The organism is Micromonospora noduli (assembly GCF_003264475.1).
In the GTDB taxonomy this organism is placed as follows: Bacteria; Actinomycetota; Actinomycetes; order Mycobacteriales; family Micromonosporaceae; genus Micromonospora; species Micromonospora noduli.
The window spans coordinates 180,768-196,425 of the sequence record NZ_PYAC01000005.1; the positions used below are offsets into that span (position 1 = coordinate 180,768).

Genomic DNA, 15,658 nt, shown 5'->3' on the forward strand with positions numbered 1-15,658 from the left:
GCAGTCGATGACCGAGCAACGAGGACCTGAGCAGCAGAGCGGGTTTCCCCGCCGGGACGCCGAGGGGCGCATCCGTACCCTGGGCGACCTGCTCGGGGTGTGCCTGGCTGGCCTGGTCATCGGCGTGCTCGCGTTGGTGCTGTTCGACTGGGCGTTCGCCTCGATCGGCGCCGGCGACTTCGGGCACACAAACGGTTGGCTGGCGGTGATCCTGCCGGCCTGGCTGTTCTGGGACGACTTCCGGGCCTGGGAGTTCGGCGCGGCCCGGGTGGTGGCGGCGGTGGTCGCCGCCGCCGTCGGGGTGTTCGCGGGGCTGCTGATCGCCGGTCTGGGCGCGGGGTTGCCGCCGCTGCTCTCCGGCGCGTTGGCGGCGGGGGCGTTCACAGTGGCGTACGCGGCCCTCTGGTTCCCGGGTGTCCGCTGGCTGGCCCGCCGGACCGGCTGACCACGACCGCCCGTCGGGCGGCTCGACCCTTCCGCCGGCAGTGGCGGGCGACGGAGAGAACGGAGTGGTGCAGGTGAGCGCCGCGCTCAAGTACACGCTGGGCCGGATCGGGCTGTTCGTCGCCGTGCTGGCCGGCCTCTGGCTGGTCGACATGAACGTGTTCCTGAAGCTGATGCTGGCGTTGGTGTTCTCCGCCGCGCTCTCCTTCTTCCTGCTGCGCGGTTGGCGGGACGAGATGGCCGGGGAGATCGCCGAAGCAGCCGAGCGCCGCCGCACCGAGAAGGAACGCCTCCGCTCCGCCCTGGCCGGCGAAGACCAAACCCCCACCCCAAACCCGAACCCCGACCCCCAGACCCCCGACTCCCAGCGTTGATCAAGAAGTTTGCGTCACCAGGGCGGCTTCCGGTGACGCAAACCTCTTGATCAACCCGCTTGGTCGCGCGGCGGTGGGCGGGTTGGGTGGGGTTCGGGGTTACCAGTTGGTGGAGCCGGGGACCTTGGGCCAGGGCTTCGAGATGGGCTTGATCAGGTACGCGATGCCGCCGGAGCCACCGGAGACGCCGCCGCTGGCGTTGGTGCGCTTGGTACGCAGCCAGATCTGCTCGAACTGCGCACGCTTGTAGACGTTGCGCACCACGTCGTTGCTGGACGAGGCCGGGTCGTTGACGATCACGTCGCCGTCGGCGGTGAAGCCGACCACCACGAAGAGGTGCCCGGAGGTGCCGTAGTTCGCCCCGTCCAGCTCACTGGCGAGGAAGGACTGGCTGGTCACGACGGGGATGCCGGCGGCGATGAAACGCTCCAGTTCATCCAGCGAGTGCAGCCGGGTCACCCGGCCCTCCAGCCCGGGGAAACTGGCCGCGTACGCGGTGTTGAACGGCCAGTTGCCAGCGCCGTCGTACGCGTAGTCGTAGGTCATCCGCGCGGCGTGGTTGACCGTCGGGTCGGGGTAGGTCGGGTCCACCCAGGAGGTGTCGGCCGCCGACGGCTTGCGCCCCCAGTACTCGACCACCATCTCGGTCGAGGTGGGTGAGCACCATGCCTCGCCGCCGCCGTCGTACTCCGGGTAGTGCCCGGAGTGCACGTTCTGCGAGTAGCGCGGCACCGGCAGTTCCCGGCCCCAGGCGATGTGTCCGGCGCTCGGCGGCACTGTGAACCGGTCCGGCACCGTGGAGCTCATCGCGCCCAGCATCCGGACCACCGGGGCGGCGCTCTGCCCGGGTGCGCGGTAGAGGGTCAGCTTGAGCTGGTACGACCGCAGCAGCACCCCGGCGGTGGCGTCGTCGATGCTGAAGGTGTCGGTCCAGATCGTCGAGAAGGGGTCGCCCTGCCGGTTGACGCTGGTCCGCAAGATGTCGGTGTCGCCGGACGCCCAGCGGCCCAGGACGTACCACGGGGTCTGGTCGCCGCTGGTGTAGCTGCCCTGCATCTCGACCTGGATCCAGGTGCCGGCGGGGGTCTCCGCGTTCCAGGAGGCGATCAGCTCGGTGGCGTCGAACCCGACCTGGGTCACCGGCGAGGTCCAGGTGCCGTACTCCCAGGTGCGGGTGGCACCGGTGTGCGGGTCCGCGTACTCGATGGTGCCGGCTGGGCGGGCCAGGGTGACGCCCGCTCGGGCGCCGGGCACGACGCGGGTTCCGGCCCGGCTGCCGCGGTGCCAGTCGGCGGGCCCGGACCAGTCCTGGTAGGTGATCTGCTCGTCGTGGGCGGGGGCGGGCGGGTGGGCCGCCAGCGCGGGCGCGGCGCTGGTGAGCAGGGTGAGCGCTGTGACGCCGGCGAGGGCGGCCGCGCGCAGGCGGGATCTGGCCATGGGTGCTCCGCGGTGTCGAGGGGGCATCGTCGCTGGTCAGTTTTCCGCTTGGAGGGAAGTTTCGCCAGATGTTGATAGGTGGAAAATCATTGCCGCCATGATGATGTGCCTGGGATGGCCAACGCAGCGATCAATGTTGATATGACCATGTGACAGATGGTGAAGTGTCCTTCACCGAGCGGGATCTCCCGCCCATCGAGGAGGTAGTCCATGGCCCTCCGCACGCCCATCCCCCTCCGCCGTGTCCTGGTGCTCGCTGTCGTCACCGGGCTGGGCATCGTCACCGTCACCGTCGCCGCCGGTCCGGTCGCCGCCCGACCGGCACCCGACCGCACCGCTGAGCAGGCTGCCGCCGGCTACCGGGTGCTCGGGCCCCGGACCCTCGCCGACCGCAACGCGGTGGCCCGCACCGGAGCCGCCATCGACTACTCCGAACACGGCGTGCTGCACATATCGGCCACCGCGAGCGAGGCCGCCGCGATCGGCAAGCTCGGCTTCCGGCTGGAACCGCTCGCCCCGCCACCCAACGCCGAGCGCGGCGCCGGCGACTTCGGGACGCAGGCCTTCCCGCCGGCCGACTCGAACTACCACGACTACGCGGAACTGACCGCCGTCGTGAACCAGGTCGTCGCCGACCACCCGGCGATCGCCCGCAAGATCAGCATCGGTTCGTCGTACGAGGGCCGCGACCTGATGGCGGTGAAGATCTCCGACAACGTCGGCACCGACGAGAACGAGCCGGAGATCCTGTTCAACTCCCAGCAGCACGCCCGTGAGCACCTGACCGTCGAGATGGCGATCTACCTGCTCAACCTCTTCACCGACAGCTACGGCAGCGACTCCCGGATCACCAACATCGTCAACGGCCGGGAGCTCTGGATCGTGCCGACGGTCAACCCGGACGGCAGCGAGTACGACATCGCCACCGGGTCGTACCGTTCCTGGCGCAAGAACCGGCAGCCCAACAGCGGCTCGTCCAACGTCGGCACCGACCTGAACCGCAACTGGTCCTACAACTGGGGATGCTGCGGCGGCTCGTCCGGCAGCACCTCGTCGGAGACCTACCGGGGGCCGTCGGCGTTCTCCGCGCCCGAGACGCAGGCGCTTCGCAACTTCGTCAACGGCCGGGTGGTCGGCGGTGTGCAGCAGATCAAGGCCAACATCGACTTCCACACGTACTCGCAGCTGGTGCTCTGGCCGTACGGCTACACCACAGCGAACACCGCGACCGGGATGAACGCCGACCAGTACAACACCTTCGCCACCATCGGTCAGCAGATGGCGGCCACCAACGGCTACACCCCGGAACAGTCCAGCGATCTATACATCACCGACGGAGACAGCCTCGACTGGATGTGGGCCACCCACAACATCTGGGCTTACACCTTCGAGATGTACCCGGGCTCGTCCGGTGGCGGCGGCTTCTACCCGCCTGACGAGGTGATCCCGGCGCAGACCTCACGCAACCGGGAGGCGGTGCTGATCCTCAGCGAGTACGCCGACTGCCCGTACCGGGCCATCGGCAAGCAGTCGCAGTACTGCGGCGGCGGTGGCGGCACCACTGTCTGGTCGGACACCTTCGAGACCGCCACCGGCTGGACCATCAACCCGGGCGGCACCGACACCGCCACCCTCGGCGCGTTCGAGCGGGGCGCCGCCCAGGCGACCACGTCCTCCGGAGCCAAGCAGCTCACCCCGTACGCCGGGTCCAACGACCTGGTCACCGGCCGGCTCGCCGGCTCGGCGGCCGGTGACTACGACGTCGACGGCGGCGTGACCAGTGCCCGGTCCCCGGCGGTGACCCTGCCGTCGTCCGGCACGCTGACCCTCTCACTCGCGTGGTACCTGGCCCACGGCTCGAACGCCTCGTCGGCGGACTACCTGCGGGTGAGCGTGGTGCACAACGGCGGCACCACAGCGCTGCTCACCCAGGCCGGCGCGGCCAGCAACCGCAACGGGAGTTGGGCGGTCGCCAACCTCAACCTCACCCCGTACGCCGGCCAGTCGGTCCGCGTGCTCGTCGAGGCTGCGGACGCGTCCGGGGCCAGCCTGGTCGAGGCGGCTGTGGACAACGTCACCATCACGTCCTCCTGATCGGGTGGGGCCCCGTCCCGCCCCGGCGGGGCCCCACCACCCGTTCCGAAACCTCAGGATCTCGGACATATGCCTCCCCGCCCCGCGTGGTGCGGGTGTCCGAGGTATCGACGGCTGCCGACCGGCCCTTGATCGATCCGGCACGTCCTGGCGGTGCGCTACCGTCTTAGCGACCAGTCCGCAGCGAAGCCGGTACGAAACCCGGCGCTGTCCCGCAACTGTGATGCCCCACCGGTCGGTGGGGACGAGCCAGGTCGCCTACGGATCGGTCGCGAAACGCGCTCTCGAGGAAGGGCGCCTCGTGGGCGGGCGTACGAAAGTCCCTGTCGGCGAAGCACCACACTCCTCGACCGACAGGAGGCCCCCATGTTCAGACGTACCCCTCGGCTCTTCGCGGCGACCCTCGCGGTCACCGCGCTCGCCCTCGGCGCCTGCGCCGATAAGGCCGACGACCAGCCGAGCACCGGCACCGCGGCCGCCGCCTACCCGGTCACCGTCGGCGCGCTCACCCTCGACAAGCGCCCCGAGAAGATCGTCGTGCTGTCGCCCACCGCCACCGAGATGCTCTTCGCGATCGGTGCCGGCCCGCAGGTGACCGCCGTCGACGACCAGTCGAACTACCCGGCCGACGTGCCCAAGACCGACCTCTCCGCCTTCCAGCCGAACGCCGAGGCGATCGCCGGTAAGAACCCCGACCTCGTGGTGCTCTCCGACGACCGCAACAAGATCGTCGAGCAGCTCGGCAAGCTGAAGATTCCGGTGTACCAGACCCCGGCGGCGACCACGCTCGACGACTCGTACCGGCAGATCACCGAGCTGGGCACGCTGACCGGGCACGCCGACCAGGCCACCGACGTCGCCAGCCGGATGAAGGACGACATCGCCAAGCTGGTCAAGGACCTGCCGCAGCGCGCCGAGAAGCTCACCTACTTCCACGAGCTGGGCCCGGAGCTGTACAGCGCCACCAGCAAGACCTTCATCGGCTCGCTCTACAGCCAGGCCGGCCTGACCAACATCGCCGACCCGGCCGACGCGGACGGTAAGAGCTTCGGCTACCCGCAGCTGTCCCAGGAGTTCATCGTCAAGGCCGACCCGGACTTCGTCTTCCTGGCCGATGCCAAGTGCTGCCAGCAGAACGCCGACACGGTCAAGGCGCGCAGTGGCTGGGCCGGCCTCACCGCTGTGAAGAACAACCAGGTCGTCGCCCTGGACGACGACGTCGCCTCCCGCTGGGGCCCGCGGGTCGTGGACCTGCTCCGGGTCATCATCGACGCGGTCGCCAAGGTGCCCGCGTGACCGTCGTCCGTCGGTGACCGGGCCGCGACAGGTGTCCGATCCGGCACCAACCGGCCGGCCGGCCGAGCCGCCGCCGTCGTCTGAGCGGGCCGAGCCTCCTGCCGAGGCCCGGCCCGCCGGGCTGCCCTCCACAGTCCGGCCCGCCGGGCAACCTGCCGTGGCTCGGTCTACCGGGTCGTCGTCCACGGCGCGGCCCGCCGGGCTGGCGTCCGGGGCCCGGCCGGCCGGCCTGCTGTCTGCGGCTCGGCCCGCCGGGTTGCGCATGCGGTGGCTGGTCGCGGGGTTGGTCGCGGTGCTCGTCGCGCTCGTCGTCGGGGTGTCGCTCGGCCCGGTGAGCCTGCCCCCGGGCAGCGTCGCCGCCGAGCTGCTCAACCTGTTTCCCGGGGTGCACCTCGACAGCGGGCTGACCGAGCGTGAGATCGCGATCGTCACCGAGCTGCGCCTGCCCCGGGTGGTGCTGGGCCTGCTCGTCGGCGGTCTGCTCGCCCTCGCCGGTGGTTGCTACCAGGGCGTGTTCCGCAACCCGCTGGCCGACCCGTACCTGCTCGGTGTGGCCGCCGGCGCGGGCCTCGCGGTCACCGCGGCGATCGCCCTCGGCGGCGCCGGCCGGCAGGGCACGCTCTCCGGGTTGCCGATGACCATTCCGCTGGCCGCGTTCGCCGGCTCGCTGCTCGCCGTCACGATGACCTACGTGCTCGGCGCGGCCGGTGGGCGACGCGGGTCACCGGCCATGCTGATCCTGGCCGGGGTGGCGGTCTCCGCGTTCCTCTCCGCCGGGCAGACGTACCTCCTGCAACGACACGCCGACAGCATCCAGCCGGTCTACTCCTGGCTGCTCGGCCGGCTGGCCACCGCCGGCTGGCACGACGTGCTGCTGGTGCTGCCGTACGCCGCGCTGACCACCATCGTCGTGCTGCTGCACCGCCGAGAGCTGGACGTCCTCGCGGTCGGCGACGACGAGGCGAGAAGCCTGGGCCTGCACCCGCAGCGCACCCGCTACCTGCTGATCGCCGCCGCCTCGCTGGGCACCGCGGCGGCGGTCTCCGCGACCGGCCTGATCGGCTTCGTCGGCATCATCGTGCCGCACACCGTCCGGCTGCTCGCCGGGTCCAGCTACCGGGTGATCCTGCCGATGTCACTGCTGTTCGGCGGCGCGTTCCTGGCGCTGACCGACGTGGTGGCCCGCACCGTCGCCGCTCCGTCCGAGCTGCCGATCGGAGTGGTGACCGCCCTGCTGGGTGGCCCGTTCTTCGTCCTCGTGCTGCGGACCGCCCGGCGAGTGCTCACGTGAGCAGGGAGCCCGCCAGCAGGGAACCCGCCGCCGGCACGCCGGCCGTCGAGGTGCGCGGGCTGCACGTCGCCCTCGGTGGCACGCCGATCCTGACCGGCGTCGACCTCACCGTCGACGTCGGCGAGTGGGTCACCGTCATCGGCCCGAACGGCGCCGGCAAATCCACCCTGTTGCGCGCCGTCGGTGGCCTGCTGCCCGCGCCGAAGGCGATCACCCTCTTCGGTACGCCGAGTGCCGCGCTGCGCCGTCGGGACCGCGCCCGGATAGTGGCCACTGTGGCACAGTCCCCGGTGGTGCCGCCCGGCATGTCGGTGCTGGACTACGTGCTGCTCGGCCGCACCCCGTACATCCCGACCCTGGGCCGGGAGTCGACCGCCGACGTCGACGCCGTGCACGAGGTGCTGGGGCAGTTGGACCTCGCCGGCTTCCACCGTCGCGAACTGGCCACCCTCTCCGGCGGCGAACGGCAGCGGGTGTTCCTCGCCCGCGCGCTCGCCCAGGGCGCGACGCTGCTGCTGCTCGACGAGCCGACCAGCGCGCTCGACATCGGCCACCAGCAGGACGTGCTCGAAGTCGTCGACCAGCTACGCCGCGAGCACGGCCTGACCGTCCTGGCCACGATGCACGACCTCTCCCTGGCCGGTGAGTACGCCGACCGGATGGTGATGCTCGCCGCCGGTCAGGTGGTGGCCGCCGGGACTCCGCCCGAGGTGCTGACCGAGGAGCTGCTCGCCACCCACTACCGGGCCAGCGTCCGGGTGGTCCCCGGCGCCCACGGCCCGTTGGTGGTCCCCGTCCGCCCCACCCGCCAGTGAGCACGCAGGCGCTGGGTCAGGGGCCCAGGTCGATGACGGAGAAGAGGGCGCCCTGGGGGTCGCGCAGGGCGGCGAAGCGGCCCGCCGGGATGTCGCGGGGCGGGACCAGAATCGTTCCGCCCAGCTCGGCGGCGCGGGCCGCGGCGGCGTCCGCGTCGGCCACCGCGAAGTACACCGTCCAGTACGCGGGCAGGTCGGCCGGGAAGTCGTCGGCCAGCGGCGGCATCATCCCGGCGACGATCTGCGTCCCGAGCCGCCACCCGGTGTACGTCATCGCGCCCACCGCCTGGTCGTCGGGCTGCCAGCCGAACACCAGCTCGTAGAAGACCTTCGCGCCCTCGGGGTCGGGGGTGACCAGCTCGTTCCAGCTCATCGCGCCCGGCACGTTGAACACCTCGGCACCGGCCATGGCCAGCGGCTGCCAGACGCTGAACGTGGCGCCGGCCGGGTCGGCGAAGACCGCCATCCAGCCCCTGTCGAAGACTTCGAACGGGGGTACGACGACCTGCCCGCCGGCCCGTTCGACCCGGCCGGCGACCAGTTCGGCGTCGTCGGTGGCGAGGTACGTCGACCAGATCGGAATCTGGTCCGGGATCGCGGGCGGGCCGGCGCCGGCCACCGGCTTACCGTCGAGCAGGAAGACCGTATAGCCGCCCGCCTCGGGCTCCGGGGTGACCTGGCCGATCCACCCGAACAGCTCCGGATAGAAGCGCCGTGCGTCGGTCAGGTCCGGGGTGGCCAGGTCGGCCCAGCAGGGCGTACCCGGCGGGACGGTGCTCACGTCAAGACCCCTCTCGGCCCGGGCGGCCACGGCGGCCCCCTGCCGGAATCCTGGCACCGTCCCGCCGCAGCCCGGGGCGAAAACGGACGAATCGTCAGCTGAACCGGCGACCCTCGTCCCGCCGGTACGCCCAGCCGGCGAGCGCGGCGAGCAGCACCACCCAGACACCGAGCATGATCACTGCCAGCGGCTCCACGTCGTAGTCGGCCACCGCCGCCCACATCAGTTCGGCCGCGCCCCGGGTGGGCAGGTACGGCGCGATCGTCTCGATGAACCCGGGCGCGTCGCCCGGCGCGGAGAGCAGGCCGCCGCCGAACGCGAGCGGCAGGAAGAGCACCTGCGCCACCACGATCGCCGCCTTGCTCGGCAGCGAGTAGCCGATGGCGAGCCCCATCAGCGTGAACGGCACCGAGATGACGGCCACGGTGCCGAGAGCCAGCAGGAACGCCGCCGGGGTGACCTGGGCCGCGGTCAGCGTCGCGCCGATCACCACGACCGGGATCAGCGAGAGGTAGGTCAGCGCCAGGCCGGCCAGCACCCGGCCGGCGAACCGCGGCGCGGGTCCGGCCGGCAGGGTCCGGGTGTACGGGTTCCAGGGCTGATCGCGGTCCTCGGCGACGCCGACGCCGTACTGGAAGATGTTGGCGCTCATCACCGAGAAGGTGACCATCGACGCGGTGGCGTAGGTGGCACCGACCGCGTCGTCACCGGCGAACGGGACCACGAAGAAGATCATGGCGGCGGCCGGGAAGAAGGCGCTGCCGAAGACGGCCACCGGAATCCGGATGATCTCCAGGAGTTGGTAGCGGGCGTGGACCAGGGCGAGCTGCACTGTCGCCTCCTCAAACTGTCGTGGGTCGGCCGCCGGCAGCGGCGGTGGTGGGTCGGTCGGTGCCGGCGGGCACGTCTTTGCTGGTCGCCTCTCCGCTGGTGATGGCGAGGAACGCCTCCTCCAGCGAGGTCGGCCGTACCTCCAGGTCGGTGAACGGAGTCTGGGCCGTGACCAGCGCTCGGACCAGCTCGTCGGCGTCGGTGGTGAGCAGGTGCAGCCGACCGTCGACCCGTTCGGTGCGAACGACCCCGGGCAGGTCGGGCAGGTTGTCGGCGATCAGGCTGACCCGGCGTACGCCCACGATGCCGCGCACCGCGTCCACTGTGTCGTCGGCGAGCACCCGGCCCTGCCCGATGACCACCACCCGGTGGGCGAGCGCCTCCACCTCCTCCAGGTAGTGGCTGCTCAACAGCACGGTGCCGCCGTCGTCGTGAAATGCCCGGATCGCGTCCCACAGGGTGTGCCGGGCGGCCACGTCCAGGCCCGTGGTCGGCTCGTCGAGCAGCACCAGCCGGGGCCGGCCGACGAACGCCAACGCCACCGCCAACCGGCGGCGCTGCCCGCCGGAGAGCCCACCGGTCTGCCGTCGGGCGAGGTCGGCGAGCCCGAAACGGTCGAGCAGTTCGGCCCGGGGCACCGGGTCGGGGTAGTGCGCGGAGACGAAGTCGACCACCTCGCCGACGCGCAGCGTGCCGGGCAGACCGGTCTCCTGCGGGGTGACCCCGATCTGCCGCCGGCTCGCCGGGTCGCGGGGGTCGCGACCGAACAGCTCCACCCGCCCGGAGCTGGGGCGGCGCAGGCCCACCAGCAGGTTCATCAGGGTGCTCTTGCCGGCGCCGTTCGGCCCGAGCAGGCCGACCAGCTCACCGGCCCGGACCTCCAGGTCGACACGATCGAGGGCGAGGACGTCGCCGTACCGGCGGCTGGCCTGTTCGGCGCGGGCGAGGGTCATGGCTGCTCCTTCGACGGGGCGGGGTCGAGCAGGGCGTGGATCGCTTCGGTGTACTCCTCGAACGCCAACCGACCTCGCCGGCTGAGCCCGACCAGGGTCGCCGGGGTGCGTCCACGGTGGGTCTTGCTGATCTCCACGTAGCCGGCGTCCTCAAGTTTGCGCAGGTGCACCGAGAGGTTGCCGGCGGTCATCGCGAGCAGCTCCTGTAGGCGGGGGAACGCGATCTTGTCGCCGACGTTGAGAGCGGAGAGGCTGGCGACCACCCGCAGCCGGGCCTGCGCGTGGATGACCGGATCCAGCTCGGTCACGGCTGCTGTCGCTGTCGCTGTCGGCGCCGGGCGAGCGCGCCGGCCACCAGCATTCCGCCACCGCCGGCCACCGCCACGACGAGCGGGTGCCAGCCCGGCCCGGCGATTGCGCCGATCAGGTTGATCACGCTGATCCAGACGCCGAGGCGGAACAGGTCCTGGTCCAGCCAGACCGCCCCGCCGGCCATGTGCAGCGCACCGGTCAGCCCGACGGCGGTCGCCGACCAGAGCAGCGCCGCCAGGTCGTGCGGCAGGTGTTCGGAGATCCGGCCGAGCCCCGCGTAGACGCTCACCGAACCGAGGGCCCAGGCGTACCCGTACCACTGCCCACGCCGGGCGGAGTCGCCGGTCACCTGGCCGTAGGCCCGCACGCTGACCACCGCCTGGGTCGCTCCGGCGGCCGCGAGCAGTACGAAGAGGACGGTCAGCGGCAGCCAGCCCGGCAGGTGAGCCAGCGCCTGATCACCCGGGGGGAACCGGAGGAAGAACAGGCCGAAGCCGACCAGCCAGGCGACACCCCACGGCCAGTAGAGCAGGCGGGCGTCGGGATCGAGCCGGCGTGCCGTCGCCGACCGCTGGTCCCGGATCAGCCGGAGCGCCGCTGCGGCATCGGTGGGTGGTGAATCATCGTCGAGGTCCACGCAAACTACTTTACGGAACAAAGTCGAATCGGGTGACCCCGTCATCACCGACGGGACCCCCGATCGCGGTCAGCAGTGCCTATGGTGGTCAGTCGTGGCGACTGATCCGTCGCACAGGCCACAGGGGAGGGTCCGTGTCAAGCCCGAGTAATGAGTTGGAGGTCCAGCCGGAGGCTCTGACGGCGTTCGCCGCCGGGTCCAAGGATCGGGCGGCCCGCTTCCGCGAACTGCACCGCGCCTTCGGTGACGGGCACGTGCCACGGCACGCCTTCGGGGTGATGCCGGCGTCCTTCAACCTCGCGGCGACGTACGCCGAGCAGTTCGAGGCGTGCCTTCAGGGGCTCGCCGACGGCGCCGAGATGATGGCGGACATCGCCGAAGGGCTCACCGACACCGCCGCCGCCTACACCGGCACCGACGTGGCCAACACCGATCTCTTCGTGCCCGGCCGGCCGCCGGCTCCCGACGTCATCGCGCCCGGCCCCTGGTCGGGTGGCACCGGCGCTCCGAACGGTTCGGTGCCGGCGTGAGCACCGAGGCGTTGCAGCGCAACAAGACCTACTTCGAGCAGATCGTCTCGGGCACGCCCGAACCCTTCAAGCCGCTCTCCAACGCGGTGCTCTGGCCGTTCGAGCAGCTGCTGGAGCTGGTCGCTGGCGAACCGGACGACCTGATGCGGGCCGCGCAGCTCTGCCTGGACACCGGCGCGGCGGTACGGGACATCGCCGGTGACCAGATCGCCGACCGGGCCCGGTTGCGCGGCGCCTGGACGGGCGACGCCGCCGAGAGCTTCCATGCCTCAATGGAGTCGGTCGAGGCGGCGATCGAGGAGCTGGCCCAGGGGCTCGACGGCACCAAGGACGTGCTGGTCGAGGCGGCCAACGCGGCGGTGGACGCGTTCAACCTGCTGGTCGAGCTGATCCTCGAGTTCCTGCTCTGGTTCCTCACCGAGGTGATCATCGCGGCAGTGGCCGCGGCGCTGAGCGCCGGCGTCTCGTTGGCCGCCACTGTGGTCCGGGTGCTGGCCCGGTTGGCCACCACAGTGGGTCGGATGGTGAAGATCGTCGCCCGGTTCGCCGAGGTGCTCACCCGCCTCGCCGCCCGGTTGGGCAAGGTCGCCGGGCAGCTCCGCAAGTACGCGGACACCGTCATGGAGCTCAAGCAGCGGAAGAAGCAGTACAAGCTGCTCAGCAAGGGCGGCTGGACGCCCGAGGGGCGTGCCTTCCAGGTCGAGAAGTTCAAGACCCTCTTTCCGGGCAAGTTCGTCATCAACCAGGTCTCGCCGGTCAACATCCCCGGCTTCGGCGGCGCCCTGCTGGACACCGGCGTGGGCCTGCACGACATCTCCGACGGGCACAAGGACCGCAACTACCTGGTGGACGGCACGTACAGCGAAGACCTGGGCCCGTACACAGTGGGTGTGCAGAATGTCTTCGACTCCATCGTGAACTGAGAGGCAGCCATGACCTTCCCCGCCCTGGACCGAATCGAGGCGCTGGCTCGCAACCTGGACGGATGGCAGCGGCAACTCGCCGACCGGATGGCGGAGCTGGAACAGACCAGCGCCGAGGGCGTGAGCGACTCCGGCCTGGTGCGGGTGACCGCTGCGGCCGACGGCAAGATCGTTTCTACGGAGCTGAACCCCCGGGCGATGCGACTGGACTCCTACAGCCTGGCCGAGGAGTTCACCGCAGCCGCCAACCGGGCGCAGGAGGCCGCCGCAGCCCAGGTCCGCGAGCTGGTCGGTGAGGTCATCGGCGCGCCGGGTGCCGGTCCGCGCCAGCCCGACGACCACGAGGGGCGCTGATGACCGTCGACGAGAGCCAGGCACGGTACGTCGACGGGATCACCCGGCTGTTGCCGGCCGGGGAGCAGGTTCGCGCGGTGGCCCAGGTGCGAGCGGGCGGCGGGCTGACCCCGGCGCCGCCCCCGCAGCCGTCGGCCCCACCCGCCACGGGTGGGCCGGGCTTCCTGGGCGTCCTGCTCAACGTGCTCTCACCGAACATCACCTTCGGTCGGGCGGACAACGCCGTCGACTGGCTCTTCTTCGGCGTCGGAGGTCGAGGCGAGCCAGGTTCCCAGGCGTCCGTGCTGCACCATGCCCTGACCGTGGCGACGAAGGGCACGGGCCTCCGAACCCTCGTGCTGGCGGTCACCGACCAGCGGCTGCTGCTCGGCGCGACAGCACCCGTCGGGCTGCTCTCCAGTTCGGCGGCGGACGAACGGGCGCAGGCCGACATCGAACTGCTCGGGTCCGTCCCGCGCACGGCCGTGACCGCCCGGTTCGGCAGGTACCGGTTGAACTGGAAGCGGCTGCGGATCGACTTCGCCGACGGGTCGTGGCTGTCGTTCCACGTGCCGCTGGCCGAGTCCGGCCGCCCGCTGCGGGAGATCGCGGCGGCCCTGTCAGCCGGCTGACCCGTCGACGAGCGGTGCGGGCAGCGGCGCAACGTGCAGCACCGCCAGCCGGGACACCGCCCGGGTGAGCACCACGTACAGCCGGTGCAGCCCGCGCGGCTCGGCCGCGACGATCGCGGCCGGCTCGACCACCACCACATGGTCGTACTCAAGGCCCTTGACCAGCGTCGCCGGCACCACTGTGACCCGCTCCGCGGCCGCCACGTCGTCGGCGGTCGCGGTCTCGACACCGGCCTCGGCCAGCGCCGCTCGCAGGCCGTCGACCGCGTCGTCCGCGGCGATCACACCGACCGAGCCGTCGTGCGCGAGCGCCGCGCGCACCTCGGCCACCGTCGCCGAGGTCAGGTCGGTCACCGTACGCACGTCCAGGCCGCCGTCGTGGCGCAGCGACTCGGCCGGCGGTACGTCCACCGCGAGCGCCGGGAGCAGCAGGTTCGCGAATGCGACGACCGCGGCGGGCACCCGGAAACCGATGGTCAACGGCACCACCACCGCGTCCGGCTTGCCCAGGTGGGCGAGGGATTCCCTCCAGTCCGTCGCCGCCCACGGCGCGGTGCCCTGGGCGAGGTCACCGAGGAGCGTGACCGAGCCGTGCTCGCTGCGCCGGGCGATGGCCCGACACTGCATCGGGGAGAGGTCCTGCGCCTCGTCCACCACCACGTGCCCGAACCCGGAGAGCCGTTCCAGCAGCCCGGTCGCCTCGTCGATCAGCACCGCGTCGGCAGCGGTCCAACGGGTCGCCTTCGGCGTGCGGGCCGGCTTCGCCCAGACCAACTGTGCCTGCTCGGCGTCGCTGAGCAACCCGTCCGCCGCTGCGGCCAGCCGGGTCGGGTCGGAGAACAGGCCGTGCACCAGCCCTTCCGGGGTGAGCGCTGGCCAGACCGCGTCCAGGAAGTCGAGCACCGGCCGGCAGCGGCTCATCCGGCGCAGCCAGGCATCGCTCGGCGACTCCGCACGCCGCGCCTCGGCCTGCCGTTGCAGCAGGCTCACCACCCGCGCCTGGACACGTTCCCGACCCGTGCCGTACGGCAGCCCCTCCCGGCGGGTCTCCTCGACGATCCGGTGCAACGGCTCCACCCCGATCCGCCAGCGGAACGAGCCGTCCGACACGGTGATCGATTCGGTCGGGGTGCCGATCCGCCCCTGCACCGCGCGCCGCAGCACGCTCGCCATCCGTACGTCGTGTTTGAGCGCGGCCACCTCCGGCGCCTCGACCGCCCGAACCGCCACCCGGGAGATCAACTCCTCCACCGTGGCCTGCTCGACCTCGACCTCACCGAGCGCCGGCAGCACCGCCGCGATGTACGACAGGAACGCCCGGTTCGGCCCGACGATCAGCACACCCGCCCGCCGCAACCGCTCCCGGTGCAGGTAGAGCAGGTACGCGGCCCGGTGCAGACCCACCGCCGTCTTCCCCGTACCCGGCGCGCCCTGCACACAGATCGAGTCGGCGAGGTCAGCCCGGACCAGTTCGTCCTGCTCCGGCTGGATCGTGGCGACGATGTCCCGCATCGGCCCGACGCGCGGACGCTCGATCTCGGCGGTGAGGATCCGACTGGTCGTACCGAGCTCTTCGCCCCGATCCAGCCGCTCATCCTCGAAGCTGGTCAGGACACCATTGCTGAACCCGAACCGCCGCCGAACCGCCACCCCCTGCGGATCCCGCACGCTGGCCCGGTAGAACGAGCGGGAGACCGGCGCCCGCCAGTCCAGCACCAACGGCTCGCCACGCTCATCGGTGACATGCCGCCGCCCCACGTGATACCGCCGACCGTGATGATCGCCGGCGGTGTCGGATGCGGTCGGGTCGTTGGTGAGCCTGCTGGCTGTAAGCCTGTCGCTCGCGGTGCCGCTGCTCGCGGTGCCGCTGCTCGCGGTGTCGCTGCTCGCGGTGCCGCTGTCGGTGGTCCTGTCCTCGACGGTCCCGGTGTTCGTGGTCCCGGTGTTCGTGGTGCTGTTGTTCGTGGTCCCGGTG

The 15,658-nt window shown here is 71.5% G+C and carries 18 protein-coding genes; 11 read left to right on the forward strand and 7 right to left on the reverse strand.

The window, feature by feature from the left end; translation table 11 throughout:
- The first annotated feature begins 7 nt into the window (after positions 1 to 7).
- Complete coding sequence (locus MED15_RS09095) at positions 8 to 445, forward strand: hypothetical protein (RefSeq protein WP_091395682.1); 438 nt, start codon at positions 8 to 10, stop codon at positions 443 to 445.
- A 73-nt stretch (positions 446 to 518) separates the two neighbouring features.
- Positions 519 to 818, forward strand: coding sequence for a DUF4229 domain-containing protein (locus tag MED15_RS09100; protein WP_112586474.1), 300 nt, complete (start codon positions 519 to 521; stop codon positions 816 to 818).
- Positions 819 to 917: 99 nt separating this feature from the next.
- Here MED15_RS09100 and MED15_RS09105 read toward each other — a convergent pair whose 3' ends face one another.
- Positions 918 to 2,255 (reverse strand): C39 family peptidase, encoded by a 1,338-nt coding sequence (locus tag MED15_RS09105; RefSeq protein ID WP_112725769.1) that lies wholly within the window; start codon positions 2,253 to 2,255, stop codon positions 918 to 920.
- A 210-nt stretch (positions 2,256 to 2,465) separates the two neighbouring features.
- On the opposite strand from MED15_RS09105, the gene MED15_RS09110 reads away from it, so the two are divergent.
- The 4 genes from MED15_RS09110 to MED15_RS09125 all read left to right on the forward strand — a co-directional run bounded on the left by MED15_RS09110 (position 2,466) and on the right by MED15_RS09125 (position 7,751).
- Positions 2,466 to 4,349 (forward strand): M14 family metallopeptidase, encoded by a 1,884-nt coding sequence (locus MED15_RS09110; RefSeq protein WP_112735334.1) that lies wholly within the window; start codon positions 2,466 to 2,468, stop codon positions 4,347 to 4,349.
- A 366-nt stretch (positions 4,350 to 4,715) separates the two neighbouring features.
- Positions 4,716 to 5,645, forward strand: a complete 930-nt coding sequence (locus MED15_RS09115; protein ID WP_112735336.1) for an ABC transporter substrate-binding protein — start codon at positions 4,716 to 4,718, stop codon at positions 5,643 to 5,645.
- Between the two features lie 262 nt (positions 5,646 to 5,907).
- Positions 5,908 to 6,936, forward strand: a complete 1,029-nt coding sequence (locus MED15_RS09120) for a FecCD family ABC transporter permease (protein WP_225855200.1) — start codon at positions 5,908 to 5,910, stop codon at positions 6,934 to 6,936.
- Entirely contained in the window at positions 6,933 to 7,751 is an 819-nt protein-coding gene (locus MED15_RS09125) for an ABC transporter ATP-binding protein (protein WP_112725767.1), read from the forward strand. The genes MED15_RS09120 and MED15_RS09125 overlap by 4 nt, the downstream gene beginning before the upstream one ends.
- A gap of 16 nt (positions 7,752 to 7,767) precedes the next feature.
- Here MED15_RS09125 and MED15_RS09130 read toward each other — a convergent pair whose 3' ends face one another.
- The 5 genes from MED15_RS09130 to MED15_RS09150 all read right to left on the reverse strand — a co-directional run bounded on the left by MED15_RS09130 (position 7,768) and on the right by MED15_RS09150 (position 11,265).
- Positions 7,768 to 8,532 (reverse strand): VOC family protein, encoded by a 765-nt coding sequence (locus MED15_RS09130; protein WP_112735338.1) that lies wholly within the window; start codon positions 8,530 to 8,532, stop codon positions 7,768 to 7,770.
- Between the two features lie 94 nt (positions 8,533 to 8,626).
- Positions 8,627 to 9,364, reverse strand: a complete 738-nt coding sequence (locus MED15_RS09135) for an ABC transporter permease (RefSeq protein WP_112586401.1) — start codon at positions 9,362 to 9,364, stop codon at positions 8,627 to 8,629.
- A gap of 10 nt (positions 9,365 to 9,374) precedes the next feature.
- Complete coding sequence (locus MED15_RS09140) at positions 9,375 to 10,316, reverse strand: ABC transporter ATP-binding protein (protein ID WP_112735340.1); 942 nt, start codon at positions 10,314 to 10,316, stop codon at positions 9,375 to 9,377.
- Positions 10,313 to 10,624 (reverse strand): transcriptional regulator, encoded by a 312-nt coding sequence (locus tag MED15_RS09145; RefSeq protein WP_112586405.1) that lies wholly within the window; start codon positions 10,622 to 10,624, stop codon positions 10,313 to 10,315. The genes MED15_RS09140 and MED15_RS09145 overlap by 4 nt, the downstream gene beginning before the upstream one ends.
- Positions 10,621 to 11,265 (reverse strand): transporter, encoded by a 645-nt coding sequence (locus tag MED15_RS09150; RefSeq protein WP_112725764.1) that lies wholly within the window; start codon positions 11,263 to 11,265, stop codon positions 10,621 to 10,623. The genes MED15_RS09145 and MED15_RS09150 overlap by 4 nt, the downstream gene beginning before the upstream one ends.
- A 134-nt stretch (positions 11,266 to 11,399) precedes the next feature.
- Between MED15_RS09150 and MED15_RS09155 the strand changes: the two genes are divergently transcribed.
- The 4 genes from MED15_RS09155 to MED15_RS09170 are packed head-to-tail and all read left to right on the forward strand — an operon-like array spanning position 11,400 to position 13,683.
- Positions 11,400 to 11,795, forward strand: a complete 396-nt coding sequence (locus tag MED15_RS09155; protein WP_112606247.1) for a type VII secretion target — start codon at positions 11,400 to 11,402, stop codon at positions 11,793 to 11,795.
- A complete protein-coding gene (locus tag MED15_RS09160) occupies positions 11,792 to 12,718 on the forward strand; it encodes a WXG100 family type VII secretion target (protein ID WP_112586411.1) in 927 nt (308 codons plus the stop codon). The genes MED15_RS09155 and MED15_RS09160 overlap by 4 nt, the downstream gene beginning before the upstream one ends.
- Before the next feature lie 9 nt (positions 12,719 to 12,727).
- The gene (locus tag MED15_RS09165; protein WP_112586413.1) at positions 12,728 to 13,072 is read left to right on the forward strand and encodes a YbaB/EbfC family nucleoid-associated protein; all 345 of its coding nucleotides are present in this window, start codon (positions 12,728 to 12,730) and stop codon (positions 13,070 to 13,072) included.
- A complete protein-coding gene (locus MED15_RS09170) occupies positions 13,072 to 13,683 on the forward strand; it encodes a hypothetical protein (protein ID WP_112606244.1) in 612 nt (203 codons plus the stop codon). The genes MED15_RS09165 and MED15_RS09170 overlap by 1 nt, the downstream gene beginning before the upstream one ends.
- Here MED15_RS09170 and MED15_RS09175 read toward each other — a convergent pair.
- Entirely contained in the window at positions 13,672 to 15,441 is a 1,770-nt protein-coding gene (locus MED15_RS09175) for a HelD family protein (protein WP_112725839.1), read from the reverse strand. The genes MED15_RS09170 and MED15_RS09175 overlap by 12 nt on opposite strands.
- 31 nt (positions 15,442 to 15,472) lie before the next feature.
- On the opposite strand from MED15_RS09175, the gene MED15_RS34795 reads away from it, so the two are divergent.
- Positions 15,473 to 15,658: hypothetical protein (locus tag MED15_RS34795; RefSeq protein WP_208646601.1), on the forward strand; the 186-nt coding region annotated here is incomplete at its 3' end.